Source organism: Yinghuangia sp. YIM S09857 (assembly GCF_051388915.1).
GTDB lineage: Bacteria > Actinomycetota > Actinomycetes > Streptomycetales > Streptomycetaceae > Yinghuangia.
In genome coordinates this window covers 117,375-135,208 of sequence record NZ_JBPKBH010000013.1, presented here as the reverse complement: position 1 = coordinate 135,208, position 17,834 = coordinate 117,375, and the positions used below count along the sequence as shown (strand labels likewise).

The 17,834-nt window shown below is 71.1% G+C and carries 14 protein-coding genes; 6 read left to right on the top strand and 8 right to left on the bottom strand.

The window, feature by feature from the left end; all coding sequences use genetic code 11:
• Positions 1-300: 300 nt before the first annotated feature.
• Positions 301-3,117, bottom strand: a complete 2,817-nt coding sequence (locus ACRX5S_RS25975; RefSeq protein ID WP_436775502.1) for a TPR end-of-group domain-containing protein — start codon at positions 3,115-3,117, stop codon at positions 301-303.
• 224 nt (positions 3,118-3,341) lie between these two features.
• Here ACRX5S_RS25975 and ACRX5S_RS25970 point away from each other — a divergent pair, with 224 nt between their 5' ends.
• The gene (locus ACRX5S_RS25970) at positions 3,342-4,172 is read left to right on the top strand and encodes an SAM-dependent methyltransferase (protein ID WP_436775501.1); all 831 of its coding nucleotides are present in this window, start codon (positions 3,342-3,344) and stop codon (positions 4,170-4,172) included.
• 548 nt (positions 4,173-4,720) lie between these two features.
• Here the strand turns inward: ACRX5S_RS25970 and ACRX5S_RS25965 are convergent.
• The 7 genes from ACRX5S_RS25965 to ACRX5S_RS25935 form a co-directional block, all read right to left on the bottom strand.
• A complete protein-coding gene (locus ACRX5S_RS25965; RefSeq protein ID WP_436775500.1) occupies positions 4,721-6,178 on the bottom strand; it encodes a catalase in 1,458 nt (485 codons plus the stop codon).
• Between the two features lie 80 nt (positions 6,179-6,258).
• Complete coding sequence (alc, locus tag ACRX5S_RS25960; protein WP_436775499.1) at positions 6,259-7,341, bottom strand: allantoicase; 1,083 nt, start codon at positions 7,339-7,341, stop codon at positions 6,259-6,261.
• A 1,161-nt stretch (positions 7,342-8,502) separates the two neighbouring features.
• Positions 8,503-9,855 (bottom strand): allantoinase AllB, encoded by a 1,353-nt coding sequence (gene allB / locus ACRX5S_RS25955; RefSeq protein ID WP_436775498.1) that lies wholly within the window; start codon positions 9,853-9,855, stop codon positions 8,503-8,505.
• Positions 9,852-11,012, bottom strand: a complete 1,161-nt coding sequence (locus ACRX5S_RS25950) for a glycerate kinase (RefSeq protein ID WP_436775497.1) — start codon at positions 11,010-11,012, stop codon at positions 9,852-9,854. The genes allB and ACRX5S_RS25950 overlap by 4 nt, the downstream gene beginning before the upstream one ends.
• Positions 11,013-11,410: 398 nt before the next feature.
• Entirely contained in the window at positions 11,411-13,132 is a 1,722-nt protein-coding gene (gene gcl, locus ACRX5S_RS25945) for a glyoxylate carboligase (RefSeq protein ID WP_436775496.1), read from the bottom strand.
• Complete coding sequence (locus ACRX5S_RS25940) at positions 13,132-14,097, bottom strand: 2-hydroxy-3-oxopropionate reductase (RefSeq protein ID WP_436775495.1); 966 nt, start codon at positions 14,095-14,097, stop codon at positions 13,132-13,134. The genes gcl and ACRX5S_RS25940 overlap by 1 nt, the downstream gene beginning before the upstream one ends.
• Positions 14,094-14,939: a hydroxypyruvate isomerase family protein gene (locus tag ACRX5S_RS25935; RefSeq protein WP_436775494.1), complete on the bottom strand. Its 846-nt coding sequence runs from the start codon at positions 14,937-14,939 to the stop codon at positions 14,094-14,096. The genes ACRX5S_RS25940 and ACRX5S_RS25935 overlap by 4 nt, the downstream gene beginning before the upstream one ends.
• Before the next feature lie 150 nt (positions 14,940-15,089).
• On the opposite strand from ACRX5S_RS25935, the gene ACRX5S_RS25930 reads away from it, so the two are divergent.
• From ACRX5S_RS25930 to pucL, 5 genes are all read left to right on the top strand, one after another.
• On the top strand, positions 15,090-15,338 hold the full coding sequence (locus ACRX5S_RS25930; RefSeq protein ID WP_436775493.1) for a thiamine-binding protein: 249 nt from the start codon (positions 15,090-15,092) through the stop codon (positions 15,336-15,338).
• The gene (locus ACRX5S_RS25925) at positions 15,335-15,700 is read left to right on the top strand and encodes a helix-turn-helix domain-containing protein (protein WP_436775492.1); all 366 of its coding nucleotides are present in this window, start codon (positions 15,335-15,337) and stop codon (positions 15,698-15,700) included. Before ACRX5S_RS25930 ends, ACRX5S_RS25925 begins: the two co-directional genes overlap by 4 nt.
• A 284-nt stretch (positions 15,701-15,984) precedes the next feature.
• Positions 15,985-16,566, top strand: a complete 582-nt coding sequence (gene uraD / locus ACRX5S_RS25920; protein WP_436775491.1) for a 2-oxo-4-hydroxy-4-carboxy-5-ureidoimidazoline decarboxylase — start codon at positions 15,985-15,987, stop codon at positions 16,564-16,566.
• The gene (gene uraH, locus ACRX5S_RS25915; protein WP_436775490.1) at positions 16,563-16,913 is read left to right on the top strand and encodes a hydroxyisourate hydrolase; all 351 of its coding nucleotides are present in this window, start codon (positions 16,563-16,565) and stop codon (positions 16,911-16,913) included. The genes uraD and uraH overlap by 4 nt, the downstream gene beginning before the upstream one ends.
• 4 nt (positions 16,914-16,917) lie before the next feature.
• Positions 16,918-17,829 (top strand): factor-independent urate hydroxylase, encoded by a 912-nt coding sequence (pucL, locus tag ACRX5S_RS25910; protein WP_436775489.1) that lies wholly within the window; start codon positions 16,918-16,920, stop codon positions 17,827-17,829.
• Positions 17,830-17,834 lie beyond the last annotated feature (5 nt).

Genomic DNA, 17,834 nt, shown 5'->3' with positions numbered 1-17,834 from the left:
CCGGCATCATCGCCGCATTGGGCCCGTTCACCCTGCTGTACGACGGCAACGGCGCGCTGCCCGCTGTCTCGTACACCCTCACCGGCGCCTCACCGCAACGGGGCCACCGCGCTCCGGGAATCACCCCACCGCCAATGCACGTCCATGTGTGCGGTGAAGGGCCCGCAGGCGGGAACCTGGTTCTGCGGGCCTTCGGGCGTCGTCCGTCGGGGCGGGGACGGACGGTGGCTCGCGGAGGGACGGTGGCCTGCGGACGAACGGTGGCTTGCGGGCTGCCGATCGGGGCCCGCGGGTGGCAGGTCACCAGGCCTTGGCGTAGCGGGCACCCTTCTTGACGAGGGTCGTGTACTGCTTGGTCTCGGCGGGGGTGGCGCCGAGGACCTTGTACGTGAAGGACCCGTAGGGGCGGGCGTTCTGGTCGACCCTACGGAGGCGGGGAAGGCTGCCGCGGAGCACGAGGTGCCACACCCCCGCGTCCAGGGACAGGTAAATGCCGGAGAGGTCCGGGCAGTTGTCGAACTCCAGGTTCTCGGGGAACGTGAAGCCGTAGTCCTCGTCGATGGTCGCGGAGAAGCTCTGCAACGGCGAGCCCGGGCCGACGTACAGGGTGTCCGCTTCGAACGCGCAGTCCTCAAGGGAGATCGTCTTGAGCAAGGACCCCGTGTCCAGGCGGATTTCGCGGGTGGGGCCGGCGTACTTGCAGATCGAGAGGTTGAGTGTGTGCAGGGCCGGGTGCGCGAAGACGGACCCGTTCACCGCGCCGCCCGTGACGTGCAGGGCGCGGAGGTTCGGGCAGGCCTCGGCGAGGTCGATGTCGCCCAGCTCGCCGGCCTTGCCCTGCCACGAGTCGATGATGCGCAACTGGTCCAGCAGTTCGCCGTGGTTGCGGACGAAGGCGAACAGGTGCGTCAGCTCGTCCTTGCCGAGTCCGTCCGCGACCAGGACGAGTCGGCCGGGACCGATGTGGGCGACGTCCGGGGCGGTCAGGCGGTCGATGTGGCCCGCGGTGACGCGCCAGACCCAGGTGTCCTTGGGCAGGCAGTAAGGCCGCAGGAACGCGTCGAGGCTCGGTGCCAGCCAGGTGAGCCGGAAGTCACGGGCAATGCGGTACACATCGCCGGTCTCGCCGTCCACCCCGACTTCGGCTCCCCGATCGAGTTCGCCCACGATCACGAGCCCGCCGAGACCGGACGGGATGTGGTCGCCCTCGATTCGGTGCAGGTACTCGTCGAGCGTGTACCTGCGAAGTCCGTCGCGGGAGCGGCCGCGTATCGAGGCGCTCTTGAACGCGCCTGCCGAGTAGGGGATTCCGGTCCCTGCGAGGAACCTGCGGAGGCCCTCGTGCGGCACGTCGGCGTCGTACACCTTGAGGCAGTGGATCCCGAGGACGGTGGTGACCGTGGCGAGATCGGTGGCCCGGGCCAGGGAATCGCCGTCCGGCGCAGGCGGGTTCTGCGGGCGCAGTGCCTCGCGCGCATCGCGGTGGCGCGCCTCGTCGGCGCCGGCCGCGAGCTTCTCCAGGCTCTCGAACCGTTCGTCACCGCGAAGTGCGGACAGGTCCTCGTCGCCGACGATCTCGCCAACGGTCCAGGGCGCGAGGCGGACGGCCTCCTCCAGTGAGTCGAGTGCGGCCTCCCGCCGACCGGCGACGAGCCACGCGTACCCGAGGTAGTAGAACACCTTGGATTCCCGGTGGAGTTCCAAAGCGCGGGTCAGCAGGTCCACGGCCTTCTCGGCCTGGCCGTCCTTGGCCAGGTACAGGCCCCAGCTGAGCCAACCCTCGACATACTCCGGGGCTTCCTCGGTCATACGGGCGAAAACCGCGTCCATCCGCTCCTGGTCACCCAGATATCGGCGCACTATATGGGCCTGGAGGTGCCGTGCCTGACCGACACATCCCCCGGCCTCCGCCGCGCGGTCGAGTTCGGTGACGGCGGCCTCGGGATCGAGCGCACGCCGCAGCCAGGCGCGCCGGAGCAGCGGCCAGCCGTCGCCGGTGCCGAGGTCGGCGGCCTTGGCGTAGGCCCGCGCGGCGGCACCGCAGTTCTCCTTCTCGACCAGGCTCTCGGCAAGGGCGACCCAGGCCTCGGCGTCCGTCGGTGCGGCGCGTACGGCGGAGACCGCCTCGGACAGCTTGACGGGCACGGGCTTCGGGAAGCCGGCTCCGGGGTGTTGTCGGTAACCGACAAGTCGGCGCTCGAACTTGCTGCCGCCTCCGATGTCGAGGACGGATGCCAGTGCGGTCAGCGCGAGTTCGGCCGTCACTCGGACGTTGGAGCCGACGTTCGCGGCCGGAGCACCGGCCCGTACGACCGACGCGACCGCGGCGACCAGGGCCCCGTCGACGTCGGCGGATTCGCCGAACGCGGCCTCCGGGATCTCCGGGTCGAGGGCGCCGGTCAGGTCGACAAGCCGAATGCGTTCGACGGTCGGCGCCCCCGGCGTCGTGGGGACGGTGTAGCGCCAGAGCAGGCCCTCGGGAACGATCGGCCATCCGGTGACGACGTATTCGACACGGTGTTTGGCCCCGTCGGCGCTCTCGAACGACGCGTGGGCCAGCGCGAGGGTCCCGGCGCGGGACCTGGCGGCGCGCTTGGTGCCCGCCTTCCACCCGGCGGCAGCCAGGAGTTCCGCAGCTCGCGCCGCCCGCGCGGCGGCCGCCTCGGGCGCGGACACCTGGGCGAGGGGCGCCAACACGGCCTGGATACGTCGCTTGGCCGCGGTGTCCGGTGCCGGCACCTTGGCGCGGCCCGTACCACCGCCCATGGCCAGCCAGGTGCCCTCCTCGTCCCGGACCCACACCGCGGCGACCGCGCGCATCCGGTCGACCCACGGCAGCACGGCGCCGTCGGCCACCGCGCGGGGGACGTGCAGGGCGAGGTGCGTGACGGTACCGAGATCGTACGCGTAGCTGTCGGCGATCTCCGAGGTGACGGCAAACATGTAGGCATTGCCGTCGACTTCACCCTCGATGACGAGCAGTTCGTGGTTCGGGAGCCCGCCTCCCCCGGGATGCAGCGAGGCTCGGGCGCCGTGCGGTCCGGACAACGCGGCTCCCCGCTCGGCGACCTGCCATCCGATGCCCGTGGTCCACGGTGTGAACTTGCCCATGCTCATGTTCGGTACGTCCTCGTGTCGTCGCGGCGAAACCGTCGTGTCCAACCGCGCCGGATGCTAGGCGCCGCCTCCGACCGATCCACGTGGCGCGACGCGAACGCGCGGGATGCAGCGGGCAACGCGCGGGGTACGCCCGGCGGATGCCTCCCGAATCGGAACTCTCCAGTAGGCTTCCGCCTGCACACAGTCAGCTGACGTTATGTCAAAAACGCTCGGGGGTACGCGTGTCCGCGAACAATGCCGAACCGGCCGACGACTGGGCTCCGACCGGGATCGACGTCTCGGTTCCCAGTGTGGCCCGGATGTACGACTACTACCTGGGCGGCAAGGACAACTTCGCGGTCGACAGGGAAGCGTCCGACCAGTTGTCGCTGGCGGCACCCGGCACGCAGGCCCTCGCCATCAACAACCGGCGCTACCTCCAGCGTGCCGTGCGTGTGCTGGCGGAGCAGTTCGGGGTGCGGCAATTCATGGACCACGGCTCCGGTTTGCCGACGCAGGACAACGTGCACCAGATCGCACAGCAGGTCGACCCCGGGTCGCGGGTGGTCTACATCGACAACGACCCGATCGTCCTGGCGCACGGGCGCGCGCTGCTCGCGGACAACGCGACCACCACCGTCATCACCGCCGACATGCGCGACACCGACACGGTGATGGCCCACCCGGACGTCCAGAAGCTGATCGACTTCGACCAGCCCGTCGCCGCGCTGTTCGTGTCGGTGCTGCACTGCGTGCCGGACTCCGACGACCCGGGGGCGCTGGTCCGCCGCGTCATGGACCGGCTGGCACCTGGCAGTTTCATCGTGGTCTCGCACCTGGTCTCGGACGACGACCCGGTCCGCGAACGCCTGACCGACTTCATGCTGACCGCCACACAAGGCAATTGGGGACGCGTCCGCAAGACCGAGGAAGTCACCGCGTTTTTCGGAGGATTGGACATCCTGGACCCGGGTCTCGGCGAGATCTCCGCCTGGCGCCCCGACGGCCGCCCGGCCCCGGTCCAGGAGACCACCGAGTGGATCGAGTACGGCGGAGTGGCCCGCAAGTCCTGAGCAGGATCAGCCGGTTGCGACAGGGCGCATCCCTCGCGCCCTGTCGCACAGCTCGCGCGCGTTCGCATTGCGGCGGTAGGGCTTGATGGCGGCCACCATCGCCCGGAACCAATCGTCGCATCGGCCCGACTGCACGTGCGGATANCCCCCCCTTCCCCACAGCTCGCGCGCGTTCGCATTGCGGCGGTAGGGCTTGATGGCGGCCACCATCGCCCGGAACCAATCGTCGCATCGGCCCGACTGCACGTGCGGATAGTCGTCGAGCGCGCGGTGCCGAAGGGTCATACGACCCGAACGCCTTCGCCTGTGATTCAGCCTTCTCCATCGCGTCTTCGGCCTCACAGAAGTTCCGCAGCGCCGCGCCCCGTGCATCGCGCGATTGTGTCCTGGCGTGCCACGGCTCGCTTCTACGCCGATCCGGTGCAGCGCGAGGACGCCACGCATTCGCTGGACGACGAACTCGGGCACGGTCGAGTCCGCGGGCGGCAGGGGACCGCCGCCCGGAGCGCGGAGGAACACTCTCCGGACGGCGGCCAGTCAGGGGGTCGTCAGGCGGTTTCGCGGAGGGCGCGTACGGCGTCTTCCAGGCGGCGGCCGTAGTCGGGGTCGGCGGCGTGGAAGTGGGGAAGTACGCGGTCGACGATGTCGTCGCGTTGGACCTGGCTGATGAAGCCCGCGAGGTTGGCGATGAGTCGGGACTTCTCGTCGTCGGACATGAGGCGGTAGAGCTCGCCGGCCTGGAAGAAGTCGTCGTCCTTGGTGTGGGACGGGGCCTCATGGGTGCCGGTGAAGCCGACGACGGAGGTGGGGGCGGCGAGGGGCTCACCGGTCTCGTAGGGGCCGCCGAAGCTGTTGGGTTCGTAATTCTTGGCGCGGCCACCGGAGTTGGCGGCCATCGCGCCGTCGCGGCCGTGGTTGCGGGCGGTCGTCGCGTGTGGGGCGTTGACGGCGAGTTGGGTGTGGTTGACGCCGAGGCGGTAGCGGTGCGCGTCGGCGTACGCGAACAGCCGTCCCTGGAGCATCTTGTCGGGCGACGGGCCGATGCCGGGCACGAAGTTGTTGGGCGAGAAGGCGGCCTGCTCGACCTCGGCGAAGACGTTCTCGGGGTTGCGGTTGAGGACGAGGCGACCGACCTTGACGAGCGGGTAGTCGGCGTGCGGCCAGACCTTGGTGAGGTCGAACGGGTTGAAGCGATAGTGCGCGGCGTCGGCGGCCGGCATCACCTGCACGTGGAGGGTCCAGGACGGGAACACGCCCCGCTCGATGGCCTGGTGCAGGTCGCGCTGATGCGAGTCGGCGTCGCCGCCCGCGAGTTCGGCCGCCTGTTCGTTGGTGAGCGAGCGTACGCCCTGGTTGGTCTTGAAGTGGTATTTCACCCAGAACGCGTCGCCGGCCTCGTTTACCCACTGATAGGTGTGCGAGCCGTAGCCGTTCATGTGCCGGTACGAGGCGGGGATGCCGCGGTCGCCGAAGAGCCAGGTGACCTGGTGGGTGGCCTCGGGTGAGTGGGACCAGAAGTCCCACACGTTCTCGGCCTCGGTGATGCCGGTGAACGGGTCGCGCTTCTGCGAGTGGATGAAGTCCGGGAACTTCAGCGGGTCCTTGATGAAGAAGACCGGTGTGTTGTTGCCGACCAGGTCGTAATTTCCCTGCTGCGTATAGAACTTGAGGGCGAAGCCGCGCGGGTCGCGTACCGCGTCGGAGGCGCCGAGGTTGCCGGCGACGGTGGAGAAGCGCAGGAACGTCTCGGTCCTGCGGCCGACTTCGCCGAGGAAGTGCGCCCTGGTGTAGCGCGTCACGTCGTCGGTGACCTCGAAGAAGCCGTACGCGCCCGACCCGCGCGCGTGCACGACCCGCTCCGGGATGCGCTCGCGGTTGAAGCGGGCCAGCTTCTCCAGGAGGTACTGGTCCTGGATCAGGACCGGTCCGCCGATGCCCGCCTGCGCGGAGTTCTGGTTGTCCGCGACCGGCGCGCCGGACTCGGTCGTCAATATCTGGTCGGTCATGGGGTGCTGACTCCCTATCAGGTCACGCGATTCTGTGTTCTGTTCGCGGTGTTCTCGGGCGCGACTGGTCGTGGGTTGCGTCAGGCGGTCAACTCCGTTGCCCGGCGCCGAAGTTCGGCTAGTCCGTCCTTGGTCACGCGGCCGAGCAGCCGCAGGCGGGCGACGCCGCCGTCCGGGTAGACCTCGATGCGCACGTGTCGCGCGGCGCGCTCCGGGGCGACGCGGAACCGGTGCCGGGTGTCCGGCTGGACGCGCGTCCGCGGCAGCACCTCCCACCAGCCCGACTCGTCCGCCGGGTCACCACCGGTCGCCACGAGGCGGATCCACCCCGGGGAGTTGCCCTTGTAGTGGTCGGTGTCGATCTCGACGGCGGAGAGCAGCGCCGGGCCCGCGAGCCGCAGGCGCACCCAGTCGTGCCCGTCGTCGCGGCGCCGCCGGGTCTCCCAGCCCTCCCCCATCACCCGCGAACGTCCGGGGGCGTTCATGTTGTGCGGGGACGAGAAGTAGCGGTCGCTGGCCGCCTCGGCGACGCCGCCGAGTTCGGCCGCGAGCAGGTCGAGCGTGAGGCCGTCGAGGTAGTCCGCGTCCGGCACGACCTCGCCGTGCACCCGCAGCCGGGCGACGCCTCCGTCCGGGAAGATGTTGAGGCGTACGTGCGTGAACAACCGCTCCCCCGCGACGTCGAACCGGTGCGCGGTGTCGCCCTTGAGCGGGCTGCGCGGCACGATCTCCGTCCACACCACGTCGTCCGCCAACACCTCGCCGAGGGACGGGTGTCCGGGCACGTAGGTGGCCTCCACGGACGCGAACGGCGGGTAGTTGCCGGTGAAGTGCGCCGTGTCGACGACTACCCCGCGGACGATCCCCGCCGCGCCGAGCCGCACCACCGCCCGGTCGTGGTCGTCGGGGTGGACGTGCGGCTCCTCCGCGGAGGCGCCGCGGCGCCGGCGCGTCTCCCAGCCGTCCATGACCTGCCCCTTGGGGCCGAACGTGTGCGGCCGGAACACGGGTGCCTCGGCGAGCAGGAGGTTCTCCTTGTCGGCGAACCACTCGTCGTTGGCGGCGATCACCCCGGCGCCCAGCGGGCGTCCGGCGAGGTTCACCAGGTCGGCGAAGTCCGAGGAGGCGTCCACGGACAGGGCGGGCTTGGACTGTTCGAGCATGCGGAACTCCGGTCTCGTGCGCTGACGACGATGGGACGGATCAGCTCCGATCGGCCCATCCCGCGATACGGCCGCCGCCCGAGCGCTTGTGATCGACGAGCGGCAGCGAGGAGAGCGGCCGGAGGCCGCCAGGTAGACCCGGCCGCGCCGGAGCGAGCCCCGGCGAGCGCAGGTGCGGACGGGTCCAAGGCCGGAGTGCGCATTTCCACGACGGAGCGAGGAACGAGCACAGTCGCGGAAATGTGTGCTCCGGCCGCCCGCAAGACAGCCGCGGCAGCGAGGAGAGCGGCCGGAGGCCGCCAGGTAGACCCGGCCGCGCCGGAGCGAGCCCCGGCGAGCGCAGGTGCGGACGGGTCCAAGGCCGGAGTGCGCATTTCCACGACGGAGCGAGGAACGAGCACAGTCGCGGAAATGTGTGCTCCGGCCGCCCGCAAGACAGCCGCGGCAGCGAGGAGAGCGGCCGGAGGCCGCCAGGTAGACCCGGCCGCGCCGGAGCGAGCCCCGGCGAGCGCAGGTGCGGACGGGTCCAAGGCCGGAGTGCGCATTTCCACGACGGAGCGAGGAACGAGCACAGTCGCGGAAATGTGTGCTCCGGCCGCCCGCAAGACAGCCGCGGCAGCGAGGAGAGCGGCCGGAGGCCGCCAGGTAGACCCGGCCGCGCCGGAGCGAGCCCCGGCGAGCGCAGGTGCGGACGGGTCCAAGGCCGGAGTGCGCATTTCCACGACGGAGCGAGGAACGAGCACAGTCGCGGAAATGTGTGCTCCGGCCGCCCGCAAGACAGCCGCGGCAGCGAGGAGAGCGGCCGGAGGCCGCCAGGTAGACCCGGCCGCGCCGGAGCGAGCCCCGGCGAGCGCAGGTGCGGACGGGTCCAAGGCCGGAGTGCGCATTTCCACGACGGAGCGAGGAACGAGCACAGTCGCGGAAATGTGTGCTCCGGCCGCCCGCAAGACAGCCGCGGCAGCGAGGAGAGCGGCCGGAGGCCGCCAGGTAGACCCGGCCGCGCCGGAGCGAGCCCCGGCGAGCGCAGGTGCGGACGGGTCCAAGGCCGGAGTGCGCATTTCCACGACGGAGCGAGGAACGAGCACAGTCGCGGAAATGTGTGCTCCGGCCGCCCAAAAAGGGGCGGCGCGTGGCCGCGCAAGCGGCGTTCGGCGGCGGTGATCACGACGGGTCGCGCTCCAGGAGTTCGCCCGCGGGCGGGCCGTCGAGGTCGACGGGCACACCCCGCAGCCACGTGGTGCGCACGACGCCGGTGAGTTCGCGGCCGGAGTACGGCGTGACCGGGTTGCGGTGGTGCAGGCCCGCGGGGTCCACGACGAAGGCCGCGTCCGGGTCGAACGCCACCAGGTCGGCGTCCCGGCCCGGCGCGATGACGCCCTTCCGGCGCAGCCCCGCGAACCGCGCTGGGCCGGTGGACATCCACCCGGCCACGTCCGCGAGACTGTGCCCGCGGCGCCGCGCTTCGGTCCATATGGCCGGAAGTCCCAGTTGCAGCGAGGCAATTCCACCCCAGGCGAGGGCGAAGTCGCCCTCCTCCAGGCGCTTGAGGTCGACGGTGCACGGCGAGTGGTCGGAGACCACGGCGACGAAGTCCCCGCCGCGCAACCCGTCCCAGAGCCGGTCCCGGTTGGACTCCGAGCGGATCGGCGGGCAGCACTTGAACGCCGTGTCGCCCTCGGGGACCTGCTCGGCGGCCAGCGTGAGGTAGTGCGGGCAGGTCTCGGCGCTCGCCCGGATCCCGTCGGTGCGGGCCTTCGCCAGCAGTGGCAGCACCTCGGCGGAGGACACGTGCAGAACGTGGACGCGGGCCCCGGTCTCCCGTGCGGCGTCCAGGAGTTCGCCGACCGCGACGGCCTCGGCGGCGTCCGGGCGTGAGGCGAGGAAGTCGGCGTACGCCCGGCCCGGCCGTTGCGGCGCCGCGTCCAGGACCTCGGGCGCCTCCGCGTGGATGATCGCGAGGGCGTCCAGGCGGGCCAGTTCGGCCAGCGACTCGTCCAACTGGTCGCGGGTCAGGTGCGGGAACTCATCGACGCCGGACGGCGACAGGAAGCTCTTGAAGCCGAACACCCCGGCGCGGTGCAGCGGTTCGAGGTCGTTGAGATTGCCGGGCACCGCGCCGCCCCAGAAGCCGACATCGACGTACACCCGGCCGCGCGCCGAATCCTGTTTGGCGTGCAACGCGTTCACGGTCGTCGTGGGCGGGATGGAGTTGAGCGGCATGTCGATGAGCGTGGTCACACCGCCCGCGGCGGCGGCGCGGGTCGCGCTCGGGAAGCCCTCCCATGCGGTGCGACCCGGCTCGTTGATGTGCACATGGGTGTCCACCAGGCCCGGCAGCAGGGCGAGTTCGCCCAGGTCCTCGACGGCGGAAGCGGTAACCGAGCGGTACGGAGCGACATCCGTGATGCGCCCGCCCGCGACGACCACGTCGGCGGCGGCCTCGCCGGCCGGGGTGACGACGCGGCGTGAGCGCAGAACGCGCGAGGCTCCGGGCGCGGCGGAATGGGTGGTCACCAGGCGGCCTCCTTGTGCACAACTGCCGTGAAATCCTTGGCCAGCAGGACGCCCGCCTCCTCGGCGTAGCGCGCGGCCCCGGCGAACGGGTCGCCGCCGGTGTCCTGCCGGGCGAGGTCGTCCAGCGCGTACGCCCGGACGATTCCGGCCGTCCGGAGCTGAGTCGGCGTCAGCTCCAGACGGCCGCACACCGCCACGACCGGCACCCCGGCACGGGCGGCGGCCGTGGCGACACCTGCGGGCGCTTTGCCGTGCAGGGTCTGCGGATCGAGACGGCCCTCCCCGGTGACGACGAGCGCGGCACCGGCGACAACAGTCTCGAACTCCAGTAGGTCAAGGAGGAGTTCGATGCCTGGGCGCAGCGTCGCGCCGAGGAACGCGAGGGCGCCGAAGCCCACCCCGCCGGCGGCGCCGGCGCCGGGCGAAGCGGATTCCGCGCCGGTCGGGACGTCCCGGCGCACCACCTCCGCCCAGCACGTCAGCCCGGCTTCGAGCACCCGCACGTCGTCGGGGGTGGCGCCCTTCTGCGGACCGTAGACCGCGGCGGCGCCCTTCGGGCCGAGCAGCGGGTTGTCCACGTCCGACGCGATGACGACCTCGGTGTCCGCGTACCGCCGCGGCAGGCCCGCGGCGTCGATCCGGTCCAGCGAACGCAGCGCGGCCCCGCCGGGCGGCAGCTCGACACCGTGAGCGTCGAGCAGCCGCCCGCCGAGTGCCTGCACCATGCCGGCCCCGCCGTCGGTGCAGGCGCTTCCGCCGAGGCCGAGGACGACGCGATGCGCCCCCACGCGCACCGCCTCGGCGATCAACTGGCCGACGCCGTAGCTGCTCGCGGTCAGCGGCGCCGGCTCCCCCGCGGGGAGCAGGACGAGTCCGGACGCCTCGGCGAGTTCGACGACGGCGGTGGTGCCGCGTACCGCGAAGGACGCGTCCACGGCCTGTCCGGTGGGCCCCGCGACGCGGGTGCGCACCCGCCGAAACCCGGCCGCGACCGCCGCGTCGACCGTGCCGTCGCCGCCGTCGGCCACCGGGAGGCGGCGTACGTCGGCGCCCGGCAGGACCCGCAGGATGCCGTCGGCGATGTGTCCGGCGGCCTCGGCCGCGGTGAGCGTGCCCTTGAACTTGTCGGGGGCGACGACGATCGTCGGGGCTGCCACGGCTTGCTCCTTTCCGGATGTCGCAGACGCTATGCGGGTCGGGGTCCGCGGGAAATCGTGTGATCACACGACCGCAGGGGCCGGACGGACGGTCCGATCGGTGCGGACGGACAGGCACCGGGCGCCGACAATCGGGACATTAGGTCATGAAGAGGTGTTCCACCCGGCGGCACGGCCGCGACACCGGATCAGGTGCCGCCGGGTGGGGACTGCGGGGTGAGACGCCGCCCGGCCCCGGTCGGTGGGGACCGGGCGGCGCCTCGCGGACGGGGCCCTGTGGGAAGACGGTCCAGGGTCGGCACCGGGCCCCGCCGGTCTGTGCGCTGTTCGGGCTGCGGGCGTCCAGGCGCAAGCCCGGTCCGGTGCCGGACCAGCCCCGACCCCGGCCCCGAGGCCGCTCAGCCCTGCGGCACGGGCTCGAACTCCCGGACCGCGTCGATCGCCGGCCCGTGCGGCGTGTTGGCCTCGCGCTCGATCATGATCTCCACCAGCACCGGCCGGGACGTGGCCTGCGCCTCCTTGCGCGCCCACTCCAGCGACCGGCGGATCTCGCCCGGCTCGAAGACCCGGACGCCGGAGCAGCCGTACGCCTCCATGATCTTCACGTTGTCGGTGCCGTAGTCGTCGTAGTGGATGTCCACCTGGTAGTTCATCTCGTACGGCAGTGACGCCTGGCGGATCAGGCCCAGGTACTCGTTGTTGAGCATGATGATCACGAACGGCACGTTGTACTGCGCCGCCACCGCCAGCTCCTCGACGAGGTACTGGAAGCCGTAGTCGCCGACGATGCCCACGACCTCGGCGTCCGGGTCGCTGTTCTTGAGCGCCTTCTTGACGCCGATCGCCGCCGGAATCTCCCAGCCGAGCGGCCCGGCCTGGCCGCAGATCTGGTAGCGGCGCGGCAGGTACGCCTTCTGGTGCTGGCCGCCCCAGATCTGGTAGAGCCCGATCGCGGTGACGAAGTACGTCCCGGCGTCGAAGACCTCGTTGATCTCCTTGTACGCGCGCGGCGCCTTCACCGGCACGCTGTCGAAGTCCTCGCGCCGCGTCAGCGTGGCGCGCAGCTCCTGGATCCGCGCCACCCACGGGCCCGCCTCGCGGCGCAGCCCGCGTTCCTTGGCGGCGCGCAGCATGGCCCGGAGGAACAGCCGGGTGTCCGACACGATGCCCAGGTCGGGCTGGAAGACCTTGCCGATCTGGGTCGGTTCGATGTCGACGTGGATGAACCTGCGGTCGCCGCGGTAGACGTCCAGCGCTCCGGTGTGCCGGTCGCCGAAGCGAGCGCCGAGGGCCAGCACGAGGTCGGATTCCAGGAACGAGGCGTTGCCGTACCGCTGCGAGGTCTGGATGCCGGTCATACCGCTGTAGAGCGCGTGGTCCTCGTCGATCGAGCCCTTGCCCATCAGCGTGACCTGCACGGGGATCTGCAACAGCTCGGCCAGCTCGACCAGTTCCTCGTGCGCGTCGCCGATGATGACGCCGCCGCCGGAGAGCAGCAGCGGGCGTTCGGCGGCGAGCAGCATGTCCAGGGCGGCCTCGACGCGCGGCAGGTGCGGGTGCACCTCGGCGACCGGAAGCGGCGCGTCCAACTCCGGGTCCCACAGGATCTTCTGCTGCTGGACGTCCAGCGGCAGGTCGATGAGCACCGGGCCCGGACGGCCCGACCGGGCGATGCGGAACGCCTCGCGGAAGATCCACGGGGCCTGCGCGGCCTCCTTGACCTGCACCGCCCACTTGGTGACCGGCTTGGCGATCTCCACGATGTCGACCGCCTGGAACGCCTCCTGGTGCAGCTTGGCGGAGACGGCCTGGCCGGTGATGCACACGATCGGGATCGAGTCGGCGATCGCGGTGTAGAGGCCGGTGATCATGTTGGTCCCGGCCGGGCCCGAAGTGCCGATCGCGACACCGACGTTGCCGTTGGTACGCGCCCAGCCGTCGGCCATGTGCGTGGCGCCCTCCTCGTGGCGGACGATCAGGTGCTCGATCGTGCCGTCGTCCTCAAGGGCCTTGTAGAGCGGGAGGATTGCGGCGCCCGGGCAGCCGAACGCGGTGTCCACACCCTCCGACTTGAGGACGTGGACGACGGCGTCCATCACGGGCATCAGTCTCGGAGCCATCAGACGCCGTCCTTTCCGTTGCCCGAACCACTCGTGTCAGCAAGGCCGTTGAGCCGTTCGAGGCCGAGCAGAAGCCCGCTGTGGTCGAGATCCCCGCCGCCCTGCGCGCGCAGCGCGGCGACCAGCGTCGTGGCGAGCGCGCCGAAGGGCAGCACGAGGCCGAGTTCGCGGGCGGCGTCCGAGACAATGCCCATGTCCTTGTGGTGCAGGTCGATGCGGAAGCCCGGCTTGAACTGCCTGGCCCGCATCGAGTCGCCCTTCCTGGCCAGCACGGTGCTGCCGGCGAGGCCGCCGCCGAGCACCTTCAGCCCGGCCTCGGTGTCGACGCCCGCACGTTCGAGGAACAGCAGGGCCTCGGCGACGAGTTGGATGTTGCCGGCCACGATGAGCTGGTTGGCGGCCTTGACGGTCTGCCCGGCGCCGTAGGGCCCGACGTGCACGATCGTCCTGCCGAGCGCCTCGAACAGCGGCAGCGCCGCGGCGAAGTCGGCCGCCTCGCCGCCGACCATGATGGACAGGACGGCCTCGACCGCGCCCGCCTCCCCTCCCGAGACCGGGGCGTCCAGCACCCGAAGTCCGCGCGTGCTGCCGGCCGTTCCGACCGCGACCGAGGTGCTGGGCCTGATCGAGCTCATGTCGATGACGAGCGTGCCGGGGCGCACGTTGTCGAGGACGCCGCCCTCGCCGAACATGACCTCCTCGACCTGCGGGTCCGCCGGCACCATGGTGATGACGGCGTCCGCGTCGCGCACCGCCTCGGCGATCGACCGGGCGCCCCGGCCCCCGGCCTCGACGAGCTTGTCGATCGGCGGCTGGGTGAGGTTGAAGCCGGTGACGTCGTACCCGGCCTTGAGCAGGTTGGCGGCCATCGGCGAGCCCATGATGCCCAGGCCGATGAAGGCTATTTTGCTGGTCCCGCTGGTCCCGCTGGTCCCGCTGGTCTTGCCGTTCTTCGGTGTGCTCATGCGTGTCCCCTCCCGGAGCGGTTCTCGCGCGGCAGCCAGCCGAAGCTGTCGGCGCTGGGGCCGCCCACGGGCTTGTATTCGAGGCCGATGCGGCCGTCGTAGCCGACCGCGGCGAGGCGGTCGAACAGGTCGTCGAAGTCGAGTCCGCCGGTGCCGGGCTGCCCGCGCCCGGGGCTGTCGGCGATCTGCACGTGGCCGACGCGGTCGGCGTACGCGGCGATCACGGCCGGCAGGTCCTCGCCCATCGTGGCGAGGTGGTAGAGGTCGAGCAGGAAACGGGTGTTGCCGAGGCCGGTCGCGGCGTTGACCGCGTCGACCACCTCGACGGCGGCCTTCGCCGAGTCGAGCTGGTAGTGCGGGTTCTCCACGGTGTTGACCGCCTCCACCAGCACGACCGCACCCTCGCGATGTGCGGCCTGGGCGGCCAATGCCAGGTTCTCCAGGGCGAGTTCGGACTGCACGGCGGGATCGAGGCCGGCCACGCGGTTGCCGTACAACGCGTTGAGCGCCCGGCAGCCGAGACGGGTCGCGAAGCCCACCGCGACGTCGATGTTGGCGCGGAAGCGGGCCGAGTCGGCGGGCCGCGACAGGAGCCCGCGGTCGCCGCCGGGCATGTGGCCCGCGTCGAAGTTGAGGCCCACCAGCGCGATGCCCGCGTCGGCGAGCGCGCGCTCCAGCGCGTCGAGCTCCGCATCGGCCGGAGTCGGCCCGTCGAACGGCCACCACAGCTCGGCCTCGGTGAAGCCGGCCTCGGCTGCGGCCCGCGGCCGCTCCAGCAGCGGCAGCTCGGTGAACAGGATCGAAAGGTTGACATCGAAGCGCGGCACTGCGCGCACGGTCATCACCTCTTCCACGGATCGAACGGGTGAATTCCACGATGCGGAAGCAGGATTCTGCTTAACGGAATGATGGCACGCGGCTTCAACAGTTTGTCAATCCCGCGCTCCGAGGAATCCTGGATTAGTCGACAGGGGGTGGTTAGGGTTCAGGCCGTGCGATTGAAGATGGAGTTCACCACCGAACCGTTTGAAATGCCGGATTTCCCGCCGCACGCCGTGACAGCGCGGCGCATCGTGGACGAGGCGGGCCTGGAGGTCGAGGTCGGACCGTTCGGCACCAGCGCGGTGGGCGAGGCCGAGACCGTGCTCGCGGTCGTCGACCGGCTGTTCCGGGACACCTTCGCGGTGGGCGCCACGCGCATCTCCGTGCAGGTCACCGCGGTACCGGAGGACGCCCGATGAACGAGCCGTCGCACCCGCTGGTGGACGCCGTCAAGCCGCTCGTGGACGCACTCGGCGCGGACTTCGTCGCCGCCGGCGAGGCCCGCAGCGAGGACGTCGTACTGCACTGGGACGGCGACCCGGTGGTGGCTGTACGCCTGCCGCACCTCGGCGCCGCCCTCGACCGCCTGCTGGCCGAAATGGTGCGCCAGTTCGGCGGACCGCTCGCCGAGCTCGGCCGCGAGGACAAGCAGCGCGTGGTGCGGGTGCTGGAGGAGCGCGGCGCGTTCACCATCCGGCACGGCGTCGAGTCGGTCGCGGCGGCCCTCGGGGTCAGCCGCTTCACGGTCTACAACTACCTGAACCGGGAGCAGTCCCAGTAGGACGGGCCGGGAGGGCGGCCGGCGGGCGGGCGGATCGGACGGGGCGGGGGCACGGGCCGGGAGTACGGGGCGGGGACACGGGGCGGGAGCCCGGGCCGGGGGCACGGGGCGGCGCACGGCCGGTTGTCGACTGTACGAACCTCCAAGACCGGGCGTTCGCCCACCCGGCTGATCCACTTCAACAAACTGTTGACGGCATGTCACATGCCGACCTACGGTTCACGCTGAGCGCGGTTCCGACGATCCGGACGCGATGACTCCGTTCCCCTTCCAGGAGGTCCGGCGTGGCCGATCTACCGGAAACCCCATCTGACCAGCGGTCTTCCCATTCCGTCGAGACCGGTGCCGAGGCCGCGTCCGGCGGTCGCGCCGGTGCCCCCGCCGGGCTCGGACGGCTCAACGCCGCCCCCCTCGACGAAGCTCTGAAGCTGCTCGGCGAGGTCTGCACCAGCCGGGCGTGGCTCGACGCGGTGGCGTCGCGGCGCCCGTACCGCGACACCGACGAGCTGTTCGGCGCGTCCGACATCGCGATGGCGGGACTGACCTCCGCCGACCTCGACGAGGCGATGGCCGGGCATGCCGTGATCGGGAAACCCCGGGCGGGCGACGCCACTTCGGAGCGCGAGCAGGCAGGCGTACGCGGCGTCGGCGACGACCTGCTCGCCGAACTCGCCGACGCCAACCGGGAGTACCTCGACCGGTTCGGCCACGTGTTCCTGATCTGCGCCACCGGCAAGGGCGCCGCCGAGATGCTCGCCGCTCTGCGCACCCGCCTCCGCAACGACGCGGCCACCGAACGGGCCGTCGCCCGCGAGGAGTTGCGCAAGATCAACCGCATTCGCCTGGAAAAGCTGGTGCTCGCATGACCGCCGTATCGACCCACATCCTTGACACCAGCGCCGGCGACCCGGCGCCGGACGTCCCCGTCGAACTCGCCGTCCTCGCGGAGGACGGCGCATGGCGGGTGCTCGGCACATCGCGGACCGATTCCGACGGCCGGTGCCCCGACCTTCCCCAGGTGCTCCCCGACGACCCCGCGGCCTCCGCCACGGTACGGCTGCGCTTCGACGTCGCCGCGTACCGTGCCGCCCGCGGCGAGGACGCCTTCTTCCCCGAGGTGCAGGTGGTGTTCACCACCGACCCGGCGCGCCCCCACTACCACGTCCCGTTGCTCCTCAACCCGTTCGGGTATTCCGTTTACCGAGGGAGTTAGACCCATGCCGATGGTGCTTGGCCAGAACCAGTACGGAAAGGCGGAGAACCGGATCGTCCGGGTTCGCCGCGACGGCACTCGGCACGAGGTCAAGGACCTCAACGTGAGCGTCGCCCTGTCCGGCGACCTCGCCGACACGCACCTGACCGGCGGGAACGCCGCGGTGCTGCCGACCGACACCACCAAGAACACCGTCTACGCCTTCGCGCAGGAGCACGGCATCGAATCCGCCGAGGACTTCGCCGTGCTGCTCGCCCGGCACTTCGTGGACTCGCAGCCGACCATCCACCGCGCGCGGATCCGCGTCGAGGAGTACGCCTGGAACCGCATCACCACCGCCGACTCGCGCAACCGCTTCATCGGCGCCGACGAGGTCCGGCACTCCTTCGTCCGCGACGGCGGCGAGGTGCGCACCAGCGAAGTCACTTACGACGGAGCGGAGTTCCGGATCATCTCCGGACTGACCGGGCTGGTGGTCATGAACACCACCGCGTCCGAGTTCTGGGGCTACATCAAGGACCGCTACACGACGCTGAAGGAGGCGTACGACCGCATCCTCGCCACCGAGGTGAACGCCCGCTGGCGGTTCTCATGGACCGGCGACGACCTGGCCCCGGTCAACTTCGAGCGGTCCTACGCGCAGGTCAGGCGGCACCTGCTGGAGTCGTTCGCGGAGACCTACTCCTACTCGCTCCAGCAGACGCTGTACGCGATGGGCAACCGGGTGCTCAACAGCCGCCCCGAGATCGACGAGATTCGGCTGTCGCTGCCGAACAAGCACCACTTCCTGGTCGACCTGGAGCCGTTCGGGCAGAAGAACGACAACGAGGTCTACTTCGCCGCGGACCGGCCCTACGGCCTGATCGAGGGCACCGTGCACCGCGAGGGCGTCGAACCGGTCATCCCCGTCGACTGAGAGGC

Excerpts from the sequence above, each read along its gene's own strand:
- ACRX5S_RS25975 (WP_436775502.1), bottom strand. The coding sequence starts at position 3,117 with ATGAGCATGGGCAAGTTCACACCGTGGACCACGGGCATCGGATGGCAG.
- ACRX5S_RS25965 (WP_436775500.1), bottom strand. The coding sequence starts at position 6,178 with ATGACCGACCAGATATTGACGACCGAGTCCGGCGCGCCGGTCGCGGAC.
- alc (WP_436775499.1), bottom strand. The coding sequence starts at position 7,341 with ATGCTCGAACAGTCCAAGCCCGCCCTGTCCGTGGACGCCTCCTCGGAC.
- gcl (WP_436775496.1), bottom strand. The coding sequence starts at position 13,132 with ATGGCTCCGAGACTGATGCCCGTGATGGACGCCGTCGTCCACGTCCTC.
- ACRX5S_RS25940 (WP_436775495.1), bottom strand. The coding sequence starts at position 14,097 with ATGAGCACACCGAAGAACGGCAAGACCAGCGGGACCAGCGGGACCAGC.
- ACRX5S_RS25935 (WP_436775494.1), bottom strand. The coding sequence starts at position 14,939 with ATGACCGTGCGCGCAGTGCCGCGCTTCGATGTCAACCTTTCGATCCTG.
- ACRX5S_RS25925 (WP_436775492.1), top strand. The coding sequence starts at position 15,335 with ATGAACGAGCCGTCGCACCCGCTGGTGGACGCCGTCAAGCCGCTCGTG.
- uraH (WP_436775490.1), top strand. The coding sequence starts at position 16,563 with ATGACCGCCGTATCGACCCACATCCTTGACACCAGCGCCGGCGACCCG.
- pucL (WP_436775489.1), top strand. The coding sequence starts at position 16,918 with ATGCCGATGGTGCTTGGCCAGAACCAGTACGGAAAGGCGGAGAACCGG.